The 20,470-nt window shown below is 59.8% G+C and carries 1 protein-coding gene (cut by a window edge); it reads left to right on the forward strand.

All coding sequences use genetic code 11. From position 1 onward, the window contains the following. The coding region annotated (locus ACFTOW_RS17435) for an Ig-like domain-containing protein (protein ID WP_379918076.1) crosses the window boundary (this coding region is incomplete at its 3' end): on the forward strand, positions 1 to 20,470 show 20,470 of its 53,747 nt. 33,277 nt of the annotated region lie beyond the right edge of the window.

Genomic DNA, 20,470 nt, shown 5'->3' on the forward strand with positions numbered 1-20,470 from the left:
ATGACAAAGCCGATAGATTTAAATGTCAAAGCAACGCCTTTGAAGCCCAGCAAGCTGGAAACGCTTGAACAGCGTATCGTCCTGTCAGCAGATCTACCTGTTTCGGGGCTAGATGACCCGCTGGATCAAGATAACCTTGGCGTGTCCTATGATCAGGTTTTGACGCAGGACAAACAACCTGCGCCATTGGTACAGGACCAGCCGGTTGGTGCGTCTTCCCTGGTTCTGAAGTTGAGTGGCGGCCTGACACAAGACCTGTCGGCTACAGCAGGCACGTTTGACGCATTGTCGTTGAATGCCGGTGATACGCTGTCAGGTTCCGGGCATTTCGGTGGCGCGCTTATCAATAATGGTGCTGTCACCCCGGGTAATTCGCCCGGTATTTTGCAAGTTGATGCGTTCACACAGTCTGAAACTGGTATATCAATTATCGAGCTGGCTGGGACAGGCGAAAATGCGTCGTCCGGGTATGACCAGATCGTTTCAAAAGGGTCTGCCAATTTGGCCGGTCTTCTGAATGTCAAGTTGCTGGATGACTTTCAGCCGACATCAGGGCAAGTATTTGATGTTTTGCGCTGGCAAAACCGGATTGGAAAGTTTGATTCCTACTCAGGGCTTTTAACCGGAAATGGAATTTACCTTAAGCCTGTCTATAATGCGGATCGGCTGAGCCTTGTCGCTACGCCGTTGCCTGGTTTGTCTGCCCTGAGCGTGGCGGCGAATGCGGCACCGCTTTTGGATTCGTGGATGTCGGCTTTCGCCACTGAGGACGTGAGCTTTTCGACCACGTTTAGCGCCTCTGTCGACGTGGGCGGTCTGCGTCTTTCGGGCGCGTGGTTGGCCGAAGTGGTGCCTGCTTCAGCCGAGGCGGGCGTGGGGGCGCGGCTGACAGCATTGGACGTAACCGCAGACTGGTCTGCGCAAGGGCTGGCGGGTGGGGTCAGCGCGATCACGGGCGCGCTAACCTTGCGAGAGGGAAGTGCCGATCTGGCGCTATCAGGGCGCGGGACGCTGTCGGTTGGTGGTGGGGCGGCTCTATCGGGCCAATTCGATTTTTCCCATGACGCTGCTTCGCAAACGCTAAATGTTTTGGCAAGCAATGTAGGGGTGCGCTTGGGTGATCCTGCGGCCGGGCCATCGGTCGGGTTCACGGGTGGCGCGGGTACGTTTAGTATTGGCGCAGATGCATATGCCATAGATGTTTCAGGAACCGGGGCGCTGGCTGGCGTAGCGGCAACCGGGTTTTCAGGCGCTCTGGCCTATGTGGCGGACAGTGCGACTGGCATCGCACGGCTAGAAGCGCGCGATGCTGTTCTTTCCTTGGGCGATTTGGGGCAGGTTTCTGGTGATCTTGTCTTTGTTGGCCAGTCCGGCACCATAGACGGGGTTCCACGTCACGAAATGCAAATCGGGGCTGTGGTGTCGCAGGCCTTTTTGAACGTTGGCGGTGTGCAAACGGACGTCTCTGCCGGGCGGCTGGCGGTTGTCCTTTCGTCAAGCGGCGGCGGGGTTGGCGGTGCGCAGATCAGCACCGAGATTGCGTTGTTTGGCGCGCTTGATGTAGATATTTCCATTGATGACGCCCTAAGTCTGCGCGGGCATGGCGTCCGTCTTGCCTACAACAGCGCTGATGTGGATGTGGCGCGCGAAGTGGCCACGGTTTCTGGCAGTCCGATCCGGGTGTATCTGGGCGCAGGACAGATGCAAATCGAAGGCAGGTTTACCGCGACCATCGCAGGTGTGGTGGCGTTCGAGGGGACGCTTGCGCTGGATGTCTCAACCGAAATACGGCTGTTGTCCGATGGCACTTCGGTCGAACTGACGGAATACGCCCTTACAGGAGCAGGCGTTTCTGCCAGCTTCCTGGGCGCAGGCGGCGGTGTTGCGATGTCTGCGCGCGACAGTGCCTTTGCATTGGTTTACGCGCGCGACGCCGATGGGCGAAGCTGGTTGACGACGCGTGGTAGCGCCGCTGCGGTGTCTGTCGCGGGCTACGCCTTCGATACGCTGGACGCTGCGGAGTGGTCAGTCAACCGTGCCGTGCTGGACGCAGGAGAGCTGGCGGATGCGGCAAATGCCGTCACCATTGACTGGTCAGATGTTCGCCGCTTTGCACTGACAACAGGGCAGAATTTCGTGTTTGATCAGCTTGGCGAGGTGTTTACCCTGCCAGTGAAGGGCACGTTGGATATGGGCAGCGGCAGCCGGTTGTCAGGCGAGATGACATTGGGCTATGACCGCGCAACCCAGGAATGGGCCATAGGGCTGACGAATGCCTTTTGGGCAATGAGCGCGGGTCCATCCTTCGTGCGGCTGTCCAATGTTAGCGGAACACTCCGAATAGATGCAGACCGCCGTCGCAGCGTAAATATCGGGGGGGCGCTGACGCTGGAAGGACCAGCAGGCTTGGCCCTGTCGGCAACAGGTTCCGTTGTGATCGATGACGCGAGCGGCGTGTTCGCAGTCAATGCAACGGATGCCAAATTCGATATCGATGGCTTCGGCACTCTGTCAGGAACCTTTGCCATGTCGCGCGAGGTCACGGCAGCCGGTGAGGCGCTGATCATTGGTGCGAAAGATGTGCAGGCCACCATCGGCGCCGCTGGTGCGCAAGTTATTGTCAGTGATGCGGAACTGGGCTTGATTGTCGCCCGCGATGCGCTTGGCAAGGCCGGCTATGCGCTTGTGGCCCAAGGGCAGGCGGCGCTGTCATTGGCCAGCGACGCGGTTGCAATGGACGCGCAGGTTGCACGAATTGAAATCAATCGTCTGGGGGCCGAGGTCGATCAGACCATCACCCTCCCGGATGGCGGCAGCGTTCTGGTTGCATTCGACGACGAACGCGAACAACAATGGCTGCGCCTTGTCGGGGCCAGCCTGTCCATTGCCGATCTGGGACAGGTTAGCGGTAATTTCAGCATTGACAGCCGCATTGTCACAACAGGTCTGCAAACGCGCCAGCAGATCGAGATTGGCATCGATAATCTGTCGGCTGACGTCACTATGGGGTCTGCGGGTCTGGCGCTGGCCGATGGCGAAGGCGCGCTGATCCTGTTTAGCGAAACAGTCGGCGACGACGAGGTGCTTCGATACGCAGTGCAAGCGTCGGGGCGCTCGGAACTGACCGGGATTGCTGGGGTTACCATCGCCGCCGAACAGCTTTCTGTTTCGCTGAACAGGACAGAGGTTGCGCTGGATGCGCTGGTACGGCGCGCCAGTGATTATACGGTACTGCAACAAACCCTTGGTGAGACACGGATTGGCGGCCATGCCGTGGTTGCGCTGGATGGCGTCATCTCGCTTGAGGGTGACGTTTTTGTAGAACTGATTGAAAACCACAGCGTCACCCTGGACACCAATGAAGACGTGTTAGTGGACATGCTGATGATCGGGGGGCAGGGCCTTTCGGCGGGGTTGACCGCAGGGGTAGGCGTGGCGCTATCCGATGTTGACTTGGCCATGATTTTGTCATCCGCGCGGGACGCAAATGACCCGCGACGGTGGCTTACGGCAAATGCGATCGTTGGGGATGCGGAAATTCTGGGTCTGGCCAGGGCCGATGTCGATATGGCGATGCTGGACATCAACCGCGCCCTGACTGCCGATGGCACGCTAGCGCCGGTTGGCGCGGCGGTGATTGACTGGTCTGGCACCGGGTCGGCGGCCATTTCGCTGTCGGACGCGCGCGCTCTGATCCTCGATACGCAAGCAGACCGCTTTACGATTGCCATGCAAGGCACCTTGCATTTGGGCGGGGCAGAAATATCGGGTGTCGTTCATGTTATGGAAGGCACTGATGCGCAGGGTGCGCCGGTGTGGACTGTTCTTGTGGCCGATGGCGCTGTCTCACTGGTTGCAAACGGGGCGCGTGCATCCCTGCTTGATGTGACGGGGGCATTGGTCGTGGCCGCGGACGGGTCGGTTTTGGGCATGCTGTCGGGCATGGGAACCGTAACCGGCATAGAGGGTCTGGCCGCGTCGGGCGCATTGGCCGCGCGTTTTGAAGATGGCCGGATAACGCTTGCAGGCAATCTGGATTTCTCGATCGCCGGCGTTGCCGATTTGTCCGGCGATTTTGCCATCACGCGTCAGCCTGCGCAGGTGTCCGTTCCGGTGCTGGAAGTGGCGACACCCCAAGTGGCGCAGGCAGGTCTTGTCACACAAACTGTTATTGGCGGGCTGACCACGAATACCCGCCTGCATTTGGCTGTATCCGATACCTCTGGCCGCTACTATCGTGAGGGGGTCTATACTTTTTCCCTGAATGGCCAGAGTGTCAGTGCCAATACATTGGATGGTCCCGGGCTTTCGGCGCGGCCTGTATCTGATGTTATGGTTGCGGCACGGTTGCAATCGGCGCTGGAACGTCTGGGTGCTATCGGCACTGGCAACGTTGTCGTCACAGGCAATCGCTTTTCCGGCTTTGATATTGAATTTGTCGGCGCGCTGGCCGGTCAGGCAATAGAGCTCGCCACAGCGCGGAACGGTGCTGGATTATGGGTTGAACAGCCAGAAGATCTGTCAGGCAAGACCGATTGGGGCGTGATTGAGCAGACGCGCGCGCGCACTGGCGCTGTAAATGCGCTACAGACCTTGCGTCTTGTCCCTCCTGCGGCAGTCGGCGAAACACTTACGCTGGGTTTGGGCGACATCCAAACAGCGCCCATCGACATCTTGCCTTTGGCGGCGGCACAAAATAGCCGTCAGATCGTAACACTAAGCGCAGACCCGCGTGCATCGGGGCAGTTCTGGTTTGCATTGGGTGACCAGAGCACGGCACGCATCCGCTATTCTGCCGATCCCAGCTTTCACGCCGGACAAATGCAGACGGCGCTTGCAGCCATTCTCGGGAATGGAAATGTCACTGTTCGGTATGAGCAAGGCTATACCGGCCATAACAGCATTGACTATATCATAGATTTCAGGGGCGCTCTGGCAGGGCAGGCTGTGCCACAGCTGAGTGCGTCGACATCATCATCCGCAATTCGAGTCGCAGTCCAGACGCTGCGCGTTGGCGGGCCGGGGATGACGGTTGAAACACAGGCCGCAGCGCTGAATGACGCCCTTGTGGCCAGTCTTGGTGCGGGCAATGTCAGCGTCAGTCATGTTGCCGGGTCGCCGATTGATGCGCCGGAATATGCGATTTCGTTTGCCGGCGAGCTTGGCGGGCAGGCGCTTGATGCGCTGTCCATCAGCACCTCTGAAGGGGCAACGCTGACCGCATCACTTGAGAGCACGCGCGCAGGGCGCGCGGCCCTTGGTGCGGTGCAGACAATCCGGCTTTACGATGAAAACGTTACCGGAACATTCGATCTGTCGCTGGTCTTCTCGGGCGAGACGTATACCACCGGCCCCATCGCCTTTGACGCAACAGCGCAGAGGGTTGCTGATGCGCTGATTTCTGCCAAGACAGTGTCGGGCAAGCTGCTGGCCTCTGCCGGGGCCGAAGTGGCAGTGGCGCTGGATGCGGATGAGAGCGGCACACAAGTCTGGCGCGTGACCTTTGACGGTGCCGCGACCCGTGTTGATGTGCCGCTGATGCAGGGTCGTATTCTAACCACGGTTGCCGCACCTGACGCCGAACTTGCGGTCACGGCCAGCGGTATGCGCACGGATGCCCTACAAACCTTGGATTTGACAGCTGCCTCTGGCCAGTTCCGCCTATCTCTTGCGGGCAGTCAGGGCACCACCGTTAGCCTTGCAACAGACGGGCTGACCCCCAACGCGCTGCACACGGCCCTTGCCGCCTTGCCAGGGATTGGTGGCGCTGCCAATATCACGGTCACCGAGGTAGAGGCCGGAATATATGCGATAGGCTTTAGCGGGGCTATGGCCGGACGGGCGGTGCCAGAAATACTTGTCTCGCCTGTCCAACAAATATCGCTGATGCTTGGCAGTGGCGCGCGGCCCGATACGGTGGCCCTTCGCTTTGCCGGTGCGCTTGATTTCGGGGCCGAGGTGTCGGTTGCGGGGTTGACGGACGCCGATATTGCCTTGGTGCTGAAAAACCTTGTCGCAACCTTGCCTGATCTGAACGCCGATCAGGTGCTTGTCACGGCTGTGGATGGCGCAGAAGCGACCTTCGAGATTGCCTTCGTCAATGCCCTTGCCGGGGCAGAATTGCCCGGGATCGAGGCTTTGATCTCGCGTGGTGAAGAAATTGGCGCCGAGCAGCTGCTTATTGGCGCATCGAATGTGACTGCGAATGTTGGCAGTAGTGTCGCGGGGGCCACGCTTGTCGATGGCACGCTGGCGATGCTGGTGCAAAAGACGGAAACCGGCGCGACGGGCTACGCGCTTTCTGCCTCTGGTTCGACGGCGCTGACGGGCTTTGAGGGGGTTGTCTCGCTGTCAGCAGACGCTGTCCTGTCCATAAATGCCATGCATGAGGCGGTGAATGTCTCTGTCCCCACTGGGGTTGACACGCTGACACAACTGACGTTTGCCGACGGTATCGCGCGGCAGGAACTGACGATCACCAACGGCACTGTATCGGTATCTGGGCTTGGGGATATCTCGGGCGATCTGAAAATCACCAGCACCACACGCAATGTGTTGGGCGCAATGGTTACCGATATGACAATCGGTGTGGAAAACGCCAATGGCGCGCTGTCACTGGGCGGCACGGATGTGTCGCTGACCAAAGGTATTGGCGCGATCATGTTGCGCCATGAAGTTGCCGCCGACGGCACATTGACCAAACGCTACGCCGTTCAGGCTGACGGCGATGTGGCTGTTGGTGGGGTTGCTGGCGTCACGCTAAGCGCGAATGATTTGCGTATCGGATATAACCGCTGGGGTGCTGCGTTGAGCGCCAGCGTTGCCACGCCCACGAATGATTATGCTGTAGCGCTGGCCGATGGTGAAACGCGCCTGTCGGGCCAGATCGAAGCAGAGATAGCGGACCTGATAACCCTGTCAGGTCACCTGACGCTGGAAAGTCGTCAGGATGAACGCGTTGTGCTGGCAGATGGCAGCACTGTAACCACGAACCAGTTGGTTATCGGCGGATCAGGGATTACGGCGCGCATCGCCGCCGCCGGGGAAGAACTGGGCGCAACATTGGCCGATATTGATATCGCGCTGGTTCTCGCCACTGAAGTGGACAATGGCGGCGTTGGGCGCAAATGGCTAAGTGCTGATGCCAGCATCGGGGCGGCCAATGTTGCGGGCTATGCGCTGGAGAGCAGTCGCGGTGCTGAATTGCGCATCAACCGTGCCTTGAGCGCTGCGGGCGGGCTGGCCCTGGCCGCTGAAAGTGCGGCCAGCAGTGTAATCGACTGGTCACAATCGCCCATGTCATTTTCGCTGCAAAACGGTGCTGCGCGCGTTCTGGACATGGCTGCCGGTGTTTTCGAGATCCCGGTCTCTGGCGCGCTAGATGTCGGTGGCGCGGTGGTGTCGGGGGATTTTGCGGTTATTCTGGACACCACTGGGGACTCTCCGGTCTGGTCTGTCCATGCGAATGATGCCGCAGTCGGGTATCGCAGCGGCGGTGCATATGTGGGCCTTGAGGGCGCGACCGGAACCCTGACGCTGGGGCCGGAAAATGCACGAACCGGCACTCTGACAGGCACTGCAATCGTTGAAGGCTTGGCCGGTATCTCGGTATCGGGTGACTTTTCCACCGTGTTTGACGGTACGTCTATCCAATTTGTTGGCACTGATCTTGATCTTGACATCGCTGGCTTTGGCACGCTGACAGGTGATCTGGTCGTCTCGCGCGACAGCAACGGTGCCGTGCTGATCGCGGCCACTGGTGTGAATGCCGCATTCGGGATGTCTGGTGCGGGCGTTTCTGTTACAGATGCCGCCCTGGGTTTGTATATCGCTGGCCAGACTGAAACCACAGCCGGGTATGCCCTTGTGGCGACAGGCAACGCACAGCTGGATGGCTTTGCGGGTGTTGCGATCAACGCCGCCGCCGCGGTGCGCGTCAACACATTGGGCCGCAGTATCGACACGTCTGTCGGCGGGGTCGATCTGGTCTTTGCCGACCGCGCCCAAATCCAAGAGGTTGCGATCACTTCGGGCACGTTGACAGTGGCAGGGCTTGGCAGCGTGACAGGTGATCTGGCCATTCGCGCGCAGACGGCCACTGTCGCTGGTGTTGATACAACCGATATTGAGATTGGTCTTGCCAATGTGGAGGGCGCGCTGTCGTTGGGCGCGCTGGATGCGACGCTGACCGGCGGGCAGGGTGCGATCCTGCTGCACCGCTCGGGCGCTGCGCCGGGCACGCATGCTGTGCTTCTGGAGGGCGCTGTCTCGCTGGCCGGTGCGGGCGTTTCGGTCACGGCGACCGATATGCGCGTGGCTTATAACCGCTTGGGCGAGGCTGTGCAGGGGCGCACCGTTTCCACTGGGCAGGGCAGCTATACGGTTGATCTGATCGACAACGAAACCCGCGTCAGCGGTCAGGCCTCGGCGACTGTGGCGGGCTTGACCCTGTCGGGCGAGATGTTTGTTGAAGCGACAAATGACGTGTCGCAAGTGTTGTCCGATGGCGAAAGCGTGTCGCTTTCCCAAACAACTGTCGGGGGGAGCGATCTGTCGCTGGCCTTTGGATCGGGCAATGCCACGCTTGCCAAAATTGGCGGCGCGGATGTGGCGCTTGTCTTCTCTCAAGAAGTGGGGGGAACTGCGCGCAAATGGCTAAGCGGGGTTGGCGATCTGGGCGCAATCTCGGTGCTTGGCACCCAGATTGCCGATTTGCGAAGCGCGCAACTGGTTTTGAATCAGGCGATGGATGCCGCCGGTAATCTGATCGACGACACGGAAGCTGTCGTCATCAACTGGGCCGAGGATCAATCCCGCAGCATTGCGCTTTCAGCTGTAGATGCTGGAAAGAGCGCGCTTTTGGAAATGGCCGACCGGCGCTGGGAAATCCCTGTATCGGGTGCCATCGATGTCGGCACAGGGCGTTTGGCGGGTGATTTCACACTTGCTTCAAACACCGACGAAGCCGGGGATCGTTTCTGGGACATTGTGGCCAGTGATGTCGAGGTTTCGCTTGCGGCAGCCGGTGCGCGTATCGCGTTGATTGATGGCGCGGGGGCGCTGCGCATCGCCGGTGGCACTGTCAGCGGCACAGTCAGTGGCAACGCTGCCATCACCGGATTGGCTGGGCTAAGCCTTGGTGGCCAGCTGAACGCTACATTCGGCGGTGGCGATGTCGCCATCTCGGGTACGAATGTTTCTGTTCAGATTGAGGGTTTGGGCGCAGTCTCGGGCAATTTCTCGGTTGAGAAATCGGGTATTGGCGACGCGGCAACGCTTTTGGTTGGGTTGGACAATGTCAATGCCGATATGGGCGGGGTCGATCTGTCTGATGGTGCGCTGGCGTTGTATGTTGCGCGCAACGCTTTGGGCGATGCGGGCTATGCGCTGGTTGCAAGCGCGACTGCGGGCCTTTCGGGCTTTGCCGGAATCACGCTGAACGCGACCGCACAGCTGCGCGTCAACGCCATGGGTCAGGCTGTCGATCAGACCATTCGCGTTGGCGACACAGACATTGCCATCACCTATGAAAACGGCAATGCCTTGGCAGAGTTGGTCATCGCTTCGGGGCTGCTGGATATTTATGGTTTGGGTGTGCTGTCGGGCGGTTTGGCGATCCGGTCCGAAACTGTCACAGAAGGCCCAACCACGAAGAATTTCTTGCAAATCGGCCTGTCCGACGTGTCGGGCATGCTGGCGCCGGGCGGAGTGGGTGCCAACCTGACAGGGGGTGCCGGGGCTGTCTTGCTGGAACGCGAGACGACGGGCGATGAGACCAGTTCGCGCTTTGCAGTGCAGGTGGAAGGCAGTGTGGCGCTGACCGGTATCTCGGGCATTACATTGTCGGCCGATACGCTGCGTGTTGCCTATAACCGCATGGGCCGCGATTTGGAGAATGTCGTTGTCTCAACCAGCGCAGGCGATGTGATCGTCAACCTGCTGGACGATGAAACGCGTCTTCGCGGTATCATGACGGCTGATGTTGCGGGAATCCTGTCGGTTTCCGGCGATATGTTTATTGAAAGCCGCACAGGTGCAATGGCTCAAGACCTGAGCTTGAGCGATGGCACCACCGTAACGGTTGATCAGCTGATATTTGGGGGTGTGGGGGTTGCCGCATCGCTGGGGACCGCTGCCGTGGGCGCGTCGCTGTCGGATGTCGGGATTGCAGTTGTTCTGAGCACTGAAACCGGCGCTGACACGCCGCGCCGCTGGCTGACAGCGGCGGCAGATGTCGGGGCCGCGCAGGTGCAAGGGTATGCGCTGGCGAATATCACCTCTGCCCGTGTTCAGATTAACTCGGAATTGTTGGACGGCAGCTTGGTCTTGGGCGGGACCGGCCCTGTAATCGACTGGGCCAAAAGCACGCCTGCCGCAGGGTCACAGATTGCGCTTGGGCCGATTGACACTGTGATACTCGCAAGCGATGCGCGCGTGTTCAAACTGGCAGTCGATGGCGCGATCTTGCTGGGCGCGGCGGACCTGTCGGGTGCGTTTGAAATCACATTGGTGCAATCGGGGCCGCATATTGCCTGGCGGATAGATGCGGGCAGTGTGGCTGTGGGTCTATCGGCCAATGGCGCGCGCGTTGGCCTGAATGAGGGGACAGGCACATTATGGATTGGCCGAGACGACAGCAACGACACTTGGGGCGCTGTCCAGAGAAGCGGTGTCGTCACTGGTGCCGCCTCTGTCACCGGGGTCGATGGGCTGACCCTGTCGGGCATTTTCGCAACGCGCTTTGACAGTGCAGGGAATTTGCAACTTGCTGGCGCTGTCGATGTCGGGGTGGATGGTTTCGCCTCTCTCGGTGGCGAATTTGCCATCACCAAGGCAGCGCTTGAAATCGCAAGCCCCGATGTTGTTGCCGTGGCAGGCGTCGAAGGCGCGACAGGTGCGTTGGTGGAAAGCCAGCGGGGTGGTGTCATATCCGCGTCAAGCTTCTTGTTGCAGTTGCAGGTCACGCAATCTGGAATTGTGCGCGAAGGCGTCTATGCATTCGCTCGGGGTGGGGCCGTGGCCTCGGTGCGCCTGAGTTCGGCAGAGTCCGATGAAATGTGGCGTCAGCGGTTGCAGAATGCGATGCAGGCGCTGTTTGGCTTTGGACATGCAAGTGTCGGGGGCACCAAGGCCGACGGTTTTACCATCCAAATGACAGGTCAGCGCGCTGGCGAGGCTGTGAGTGGCCTATCCATGACCGTTCCGGCCGATCCGGCCGACGATGCCGATTGGGGCAGTACCTATATTGCACGGCAAGCCACAGCGTCCAGCGGGGCCGAGCACCTTCTGGACCTGATGCCCGAAGGGGTGGACGGCACCTATCAACTGACGTTTGACTATGAGGTGCGCACGAATACGCGGCTGTCACTGACGGCATATTCAGAGGGCACCTTTCGGGAAGGAACGTATCGGTTTTCCTTCGGGGGCAACACAGTCACCGTTGCGACTGTGTCTTCGGCCGGTCTGAGTTTCTCGGATAACGACCTTGCCCAGCGTTTGCGTGCCGGGCTTGAAACCCTGTTCGGTGCGGGAAATGTGCAGGTTTCGGGCGATCGTGTGCAGGGCTACGAGATTGAATTTATCGGGTCTTGGGCTGGCCGTTCGGTGTCGGTGGACAGTGCCGCCGGTGGTACCGGGCTGTGGATGCAAGCGCCTACAGATCTGTCATCCACGCTTGCGGCATCCGATACAAGCGGGGTCGTTTCGCAGGCAAGACCCGCCGCAATCGCTGCGGCTTACAGACTTGTCATTGACGTGGATGGCGCAGCGACGCGCAATTCAGACAGCTTCACTTTTGGTTTTTCGGGCAGCCCAAAGACAGGCACGGCAAGGTTCACCAATGCTCAGGACACGCAGGCGCGCCATATTTTTGATGCGCTCGCAAAGCTTGTGCCCTCGGGTGCGAGCACGACAACAATCAACGCCCAAGGCTTGAAGACGGTTCGCTCGGACACGCTTACGATCCGGCAGCTGGCTTCGTCGTCAATTGCGCAAGAATACTCCATCAGCTTTGCGCCATCGATTCAGGATCAGGTTCTGGCGCTTGGTGCGTTAGGGGTTATGAACAGCGGTGTGACGTCGGGCATGGGCTATGCATTGACACCGGTTGTCGATGGTGGTGCATCCCCCAGCGTGGCGACAGGTGCAGTGCATGTGCTTGAGGGTTTTGCCGCTAATACGGGGGGGAATTTCAAGCTTGCGTTTGACTATGATGGCGCACGCTACAGCACAGGTTTGGTGGATTTTCATGCCAGTGCCGATGCGTTGCAGGCCGCTTTTGGCGCGGCGACGCGGGTCGATGGCGGCAGCTTTGCTGCAACCGGCGCAACCGCAAGCGTTGTGCTGACATCGCGGGGCCAGTGGCAGATCAGTTTTGGTGGCAACGCTGTCGGCAAGACAATCGCGCCGATTGCGCGCACTATTTTGCCAGCACCCGCCCCCGAGGCGGCATTGTCGGTTGTTACATCGGGCCTGACCGGCGCCACGGGCACATACACCACCGATGAAATGGTCTTTGCCAACTATAATTCCGACGCCGAGGTGTTGCGCGCGGCCATATTGGGGGCGACAACGCCCGATGGCGCAGCCTTTCTTGATACTGGTGCAACTGTTTCCGTCGCGCTGGATGACGCAGCCGGACAGTGGCATGTTGCCTTTGGCGGCACCGCTATTGGTCAACGCATCGGGGTGATGCAAGGCACTGTCAAGCCAGTGGCTGCCCCCGAAGCAAGTTTGACCCAGACCGCAACCGGTGCGGTGTCGTCCGAAGTACAGATTTTGACATTGGCAGGACAGGGCGCGTTCCAGCTTGGTTTCAACGGAAACTGGACCGGGGTTTTGGAAGCCGACGATCTGACTGCGCAGAAGCTTCAGGCCGCGCTTGAGGGACTGCCCGGCCTTGGTGCGGGCAGTGTCAGCGTCACCCGGGCCGAGGCTGGTGGCTGGGCCGTCGCCTTTGGTGGCGCGCAGGCCGGGCGGGATGTTGCCGCCCTTCAAGTGGCCGCTGTGACAACTTATGACCTGAATGTTCCCGCTGATGCCGCGCTGGCCGACATGGTGTACCTGCGCCTTGCCGGAGCTGCTGACTGGGCGCGAATAATAGAGGTGCGCGGCGACACAGAAGCCGAGCGCGCCGCTGATCTTGCCACCCAACTTGAACGCGAGATTGTGGCGCTGCCGGGGATCGGGCGTGGCAACGCGGTGCTGGAAGGTATAGAGGGGCAGTCAGGTGTTTATACGCTGCGCGCCAGCGGCGCGCTTGCGGGCAAGGCGCTGCCATCTGTGGAAATCGCGGTGGCCCGCGCGGTTGCAGAGCCAGAGAATTACCTGCTGATTGGTGCCGCGAATGTAAATGGTGCCATCGGCAGTGCGGATGCTGGTGTATCTGTTTCGGACGCCAGTGTGGGGCTTGTAATTTCGCGCGCGACGCCCGCTGCATCAGGGGTGATCGCTGCGCAACCCGGCTTTGCGATTTATGCCGAAGGCAGGGTTGCGCTTAGCGGTTTTGACAGCGCGGTATCGCTGTCAGGCAATGCGGTGATAGAGGTCAACACACTTGGCCGTGCAGTGGAACAAGACGTCCCAACCGGGATCAGCACGCCCGCGCGCAGCGTCAGCTTCGACGATGGCAGCGAACGGCGCGAAGTTACGATCACCGACGGTGCGGTAACCGTCGCCGAGCTTGGGTCCATCTCGGGTGACCTGAAGATCGTCTCAATCCGCGAAACGGCTGCGACGGGTGGTGTGTCTACAACAACAGACACGCTTTCCATCGGAATTGAGAATGCTGCTGGCGCGCTTGCGCCGGGCGGTGTCGGGGCCTCTCTCAGTGAGGGTACTGGCGGTTTAATGCTGCGTCGGGTGGCTGAAACCGTCGGGGGTGAAACCACTGTTTCCCAGCAATATGCCCTTGGGGCAAGCGGCAATCTGGCCATAAACGGCGTACCCGGTTTGACGCTGACCGCCAATGATCTGAGCATTGCAGTAAACCGCTGGGGCAGTGATCTGGCGCTTGATGTGGCGACAGCTTCGGGCAGGTTCGACCTCGGGCTTGCGCAGGACGAAACGCGCCTGCGCGGCCTGATGGATCTGGATATCGCGGGCATGATAGGGGCGAGCGGCGAGATTTTCATCGAGTCGCGCACGAACCAGAATGTCACGCTGGACGACGGCAGCACCGCAAATGTCGATCAGTTGATACTGGGCGGCGCAGGGCTGGCCGCGACGCTGGGCACAGATGCTTTGGGTGCCCGCCTCACCGGCACCGATCTGGGCATTATCCTGTCTACAGATACCACGACCGGCAAACGATGGCTAACTATGCAGGCTGATGTCGGTGGTGCCAGCCTGTCGGGCGGGGTAAGCGCAGATGTCATTGACGCAAATGTTGCGATCAACCGGCAACTGTCGGCTGACGGCGGGATGCTGGCGGCAGGCGCGACGGTTATCGACTGGTCGGCCGGACAGGGCGGGCAAACGCTTGTGCCCGTCTCGGGTGGTGCCGAGATTGCGTTGGACGCCGCGGGGCAGGTGTTCCAGCTCAATCTGGAGGGCGCTCTGAATTTTGGCCCTGCCCGTCTGGGCGGGAAGTTCGACATTGCACTGACCGAACAGGGCGGGGCGCAATTCTGGGTCATCTCGGCGTCGGACGCTTTTGCCGAATTGGTTGCAGGGCAGGCGAAAGTTTCCCTTAGCAATGGCGCGGGCGTGCTGCTGATCGGTCCGGAAGGCCAGAAATCCGGTGGTGTGTCCGGGACCGCCAGCGTAACCGGAATTGACGGTCTGACGATGACTGGCGAGCTTGCCACCCGTTTTGACGAGGCGGGAAATTTCCAGTTGGCGGGCGATATCACGCTGGATGTCGGAGGGTTTGCCAACCTGAACGGGCAATTTGCCGTAACCCGCCAGCAAAGCCCGCAGGTTGCACCCGGAATAACTGTTTCACGCGCCACGACCCAAACCGCTGGCAGCGTTGCAACTGTAGTGAACGGCGGAGAGCAGACACCAACCCGCTATTTGCTGACTGCCGCAGGCACCGGCCTTGATGGCGCGGCAATCTTCCGCGAAGGCGTTTACCGCATCGGCTATGGAACCAGTGTGATCGAGCTGGATACAACCGACGAAGCTGGCGCGCCGGTCTCTGATGATGCGTTGCGCGGCCGTTTGCTTTCAGGTCTTCAGCTCTTGCTGGGTGCTGGCAATGTGTCTGTCTCGGGCAGCCGTGCGGACGGTTTTTCTATTGACCTTATTGGCGCGTTGAATGGACGCGGGATAGATGGTTTGACGGTTGGTCAACCAGCCGATCCTGCTGACAAGACCGACTGGGGCTCGATCACCGTGCTGGAGGCGGCGCGCGCCGCCGCTCAATCGTGTCAATACCTGATGCTGACCCCGCTTGCGAGCCGGGTGGCAGGGGCAAAGTTTGCGCTGTCCGTCGATGGTCAGACCACCGCGGATATCCGCTATATTTCAGATGTAAACCGTCAGGCGACCGCCATTCAACAAGCGTTGGAATCTGTGGTCGGTGCGGGGCGTGTCTCTGTCTCGTTCGATCAGGAGACAGGCGGGGTTAGCCGGCAGGGCTTTTTCATCACTTTCGCGGCCAGTGCCGCGCCGGAATTGGTCAGTGTGGCGGCTTTCACCACGAAAACGGATGGCAGCATTGATCCGGGCGTGGTCAAGGTGCGTGCCAGCCTTACAGCATTGTCCGATGCTGCCACGGCCACGGGCACAGTCCAGTTGATAGATCTCTATGACGATGCCCTTACCGGCGCATTCGAGTTGGAGTTCAAATTTGGCGGTGAAGTCTATATTACGGATGACATTCCCTTTTCTGCAAGTGCCGAAGCCCTTGCCGACGCGATACGTGCGGCGCGGGTCGATGGCACGGGGGCAGTTTTTGCGGCGCGTGGCGGAGATGCGACTGTCAGCCTTGTCGGTGCGATGGGCAACCAGAAATGGGAAGTCACTTTTGGTGGTGCGGCGCTGGGCCGCCATATCCCGGTCATGGCCGGTACCATCACGCAATTGCAAATGGCCCCAGAGGCGACGCTGTCAAAGACTGTTGTCGGGTCGACCACGTCAGAAATACAGACCATCGCTGTCGCAGCGGCGAACACCACCTTTGCACTGGGCTTTGGCAACGAGGTGACGGCCCCCTTGTCGGGCACCGCGACTGCCGCGCAGGTGCAATCCGCGCTTGAAGCGCTTTCGACGATCGGGCGGGGCAATGTGGCCGTGACGGCCACTGCGGGGGGCGGTTTTACACTGAGCTTCCGAGGTGCGCTGGCAGGCCGTGAGCTTGAACAGGTCGTGTTCAGCCAAGTGCAGACCCTTGACCTGCGCTTGCGTGACGGGCTTGCGGACATGGTTTCGCTGCGTATCGCGGGCGCGTCGGGGTGGAATGTCGCGGGCATGGATGTGCGCGGCATGGGGCAAAACCAGATTATTGCCGCGTTGCAGACAAGTCTTGATGGCTTGCACGACGGGACCGGAGCGCTGGCCTTTGGTGCTGGCAATATAAAGGTCACGGCCTCTGGCACACCGGGGGTATATCATCTGGTTGGCGCAGGCGCGCTTGTCGGGGCGGATCTGCAAACCGTGGTTGCTGGTCTTGAACGCCATGTGGAACCAGCGCCTGACTATCTTTTGATAGGTGCAGATAGCGTAAACGGCATTGTCGGTGGGCCAGCCGCTGGCGTGGCGCTGGTCGATGCAAGCCTTGGCCTTGTCATCTCGCGGGCGCAGGACGGCAGCTCGGGCTATGCGCTGCGCGCCGAGGGGGGTGTCGCGTTGCAGGGCTTTGGTGGCGCTGTGACCTTGGATGCAACAGGTGGGATTGCCATTAACACGCTGGGGCGTGGGATTGACATGGCGGTTCCCGCTGGTCTGACGGCAGGCACCCGAGAGGTGACATTCGCAGATGGGACTGATCTGCGCGAAGTGCGGGTCACCCAAGGCGCGCTTGCCATAGCCAATATTGGCGAGTTGACCGCTGATCTTGCATTGCGCGTCATTTACCACAAAGTCGACGGGCTTGATACGACCGACATGCGGATCGGGCTATCGAATGTCGCGGGTGAATTGAACGCCGGTGGCATGTCTACTGCATTGTCCAACGGGGATGGTGCGATTTTGCTGCGCAATCAAGCGGGCATCGGCACGATGTACGCGGTGGAGGCCGAGGGCGATGTCGCGTTTGATGCGGGCGGTGCGGTGCAGGTTTCCGCAGAGCGGCTTCAGGTCACGTTGAACCGTTGGGGCGATGATGTCAGCGAAACGGTCGCCACAGGTACCGGGCTATACAATGTCACGCTGGTGGACAATGAATCCCGCCTGCGCGGCAATATGGGCATCTCGGTTGCGGGGCTGCTGGAAGCCTCGGGCAATTTGTCGATCGAGCTGTTGAACAATCAAGATGCCACGCTTAGCGATGGCAGCACCGTCACAGTGGATCAGGTTGTCATCGGTGGGCTAAACAGCAAGGCGCGCCTTGATGTCGGTTCTGGTCTTGACGCCAGAATGCACGGTCTTGACCTGCTGGCCGTGGTCAGCACCGAAGTGCCGGCAGCGGGTGGTGTAGCCCCTTCAAGGCGCTGGCTGGCCGCCAGTGCAACGCTGGAAGGCGCATCCGTGGCAGGCTATGCACTGGCGCGGGTGCAAGAGGCCACTCTTGCACTGAACAGCCAGATTGCAGATGTGGACGGCAATGCAGCGCCCTTGAACGCTGCCGTGATCGATTGGTCGGGTGCAGTGCTGGCCCGCGATATGGGTGCCGATGCGCCGTTGCAGATTGATTTCGGCACGCGCCAGCTGGTGTTGGCTGCAACCGCCGAAATGCGCCTTGGGGAGGCGATTTTGGGGGGCAGTTTTGACCTGACGCTGGTGACGGGGCCTGCGGGTGACGGCTGGCAGCTGGAGGGGCGTGAGGGGCGCATCGGTCTTGCCGTTGGGGGCGTGGGACTTGCCCTAAGCGGGATCGAGGGAACCCTGCTTCTGGCCGCAGACGGGTCTCGTGCTGGCACATTGTCAGGCAGTGCAGAGCTGACCGGACTGGATGGCGTGACCATGCGCGGTATGCTGACCGCAAGTTTTGACCCGAATGGCCGGTTGGCTGTCACGGGCGATGCGGTGCTTGATATTCTTGGCATGGCGGGTTTTGAGGGCAGCTTTGTCGTTGAACGGGTCAAGGTTGGTGCCTTCAGCCAGTTGCAGGTCGTTGCAACGGGCGTAGAGGCTTTTGTGGGTGTTGATGGCACGGGTGCGCAACTGCTTGGGGGCAAGCTGTTCATCCTTATGGGCGCGGGGGCCGATGGCACTCCGGGCTATGCCATCGAAGGTTTGGCGACAATCTTGATTGATACGCCGATTCTGGACATGACCGGCGAAGTGGCGCTTGTCGCAAATACCCTCGGGCGTGCTGTCTCTCGCAGCGTGAACGTGGCGGGTGAGACGCTGTCCATGTCCTTTGACGGGTCGCGGATCGAGCCTAAAGTGGACATGGGCAATCTGGATGCGCTTCTCACAGATATTCTGGGCAATGCCGTAAGTTCGGTTTCCAGTGGTCTGGCGACACTAAAGGCCGAAGTCAGCCCTGAGATCGGCCCGAATGGCGATAACATCAATGCTAACCCGCTGGCAGTCGGGTTGCCGTTGATCGGAATGTCGCTCTCCGAGATGACGGGTCTGGATCGGTTGCTTGCGATCGGGGAGTACACACAGCGGTATATTGGAAATGACAGCTTCGATTTGCTGCCAGCCCCGATTTACGATGAAACCAACCTGCCTTCCGTGCGCGGATTGCTAAGCTATCTGCGCGAGACATGGCTGCCTACGCTTGGCCTTCCAGCCGATGCACTGGATTTGGTGATGTCGGAAAACGGCATCAATATCGTCTTTGACAGCACCTATGTGATTGCCAACACCTTTACGCTGAATCCCGGCGCAGAGGTCGAAGCCCTTGGCCTGAAACTGGAGGGGGATGTTTCCATTGACCTGTCGGTTGCCCTTGATGTCGCTTTCGACATGGCCATCGACTGGAGTGCAGGAACGTCTGATTTCAATCTCCGTCGGTTCGACATACTGGCAAGCGCGTCGGCGGATGATATTGCAGTAGGGGCCGCTTTTGGCCCACTTGATGTGCGTGTTGGCGATATAGCCCGTCAGGCTGGCACGCTGGAGCTGCAACTTGGGGGACGTCTACAAAAGACAGCCACCGGCCTGAGTTTTGTCAAGACTGTTGATGCTGTCGAGGTGGTGCTTCCGGTTTATGCCCAGTTGGGCAGCCTTGATCTTGCGCAGAGCACGGTTCCCACCATGCGCATCAGTGGCAGCCCGTTTGCTGGCGATATCTCGGTCAAGACCGAGAACTTCGACGCGATTGGCGATTTCAGCCAGATGTCTGTGGTTGACCTGATCCTGATGTTCCCTGAATTCCTCAATACGCTTGAGGTGGTTCTGTCTGACAACCGGCTGTTGCAGAATATCCCGTTCGTTGATGCGGCAATGGATCAGGTTTTGGCTTTTGGTCAGGCCTTTGAGAGAAACGTCTTCGACCGTATCGATTTCAATAAGCCGCGGGTTGATCTGATGAGCACCGCGCGCGTCTCGGTAAGCGTGACCGAGATTGACGGGCAGATGAGATCGGTTCTGTCCACGCCGCTGGGGGGCTTTACAGATGCGTTGAACCCGCCCGTGGGCGGCGCACCCTATGAAGTAACCCTCTATCACGTGGCGACAGGTGCTGAGATTGGCACCTACACGATTGACAGTGTGCTGGACGGGCGGAATCTGGTTTTGCAGGGCAGCGCTTTCTCTGCTGTCGGCCTGCGCGCGGTTATACACGAAGCCCGCACCCAGATTACGACCCTACAAGAGTTCATGGATGCCGTTAACCGTTCGGGTGTTCTGCCAGCCGGGCTTCAGATTGTATTTGATCCGGTACAGCGCAGTTTCGGAATTCCTCTGCATTTCCGTGAGGAATTCGCCCCTGTCGATATGCCGTTGAACCTTGACTTTGGCACCGATGAACTTTCGCTGACCACCTCTGCCACTGGCGGGCTGACGACCTTTGTGGAAGGTACATTGGTCATTTTCGCCGATCTTGACGGGCGGACGCTGTTTGGCGGGGAAGGGGCTGTTTCGGCGGGCAGCAACCTGTTCTCTGCCTCGACGTTTATTTTTGATAGTACGATGTTGGGCTACTCTCTGGAGTTGGAGGGAGAGCGCTTTACAGTCACCTCGATCCGTGGGGATCACACTCTTGTTCTGGACCGCGCAGCCGAAGCAGATGTTACGGGTGCAGGCTTTACACTTCGTGAAGGCCAACTGACACTGGGCCTTGAGGATGTGGCCCTGCGCGCTGGCATCTCAATGGTTGTCGAGGATCTGGAGGTCGCAATCCAGCTTGGGTTCCTGGGTGCGACCGCGGGTGGTGCTGGAACGGGATCGGGCGTTCGGATGAACGCGGGGG

Source organism: Lacimonas salitolerans (assembly GCF_042677865.1).
Taxonomy (GTDB): domain Bacteria; phylum Pseudomonadota; class Alphaproteobacteria; order Rhodobacterales; family Rhodobacteraceae; genus Lutimaribacter; species Lutimaribacter salitolerans.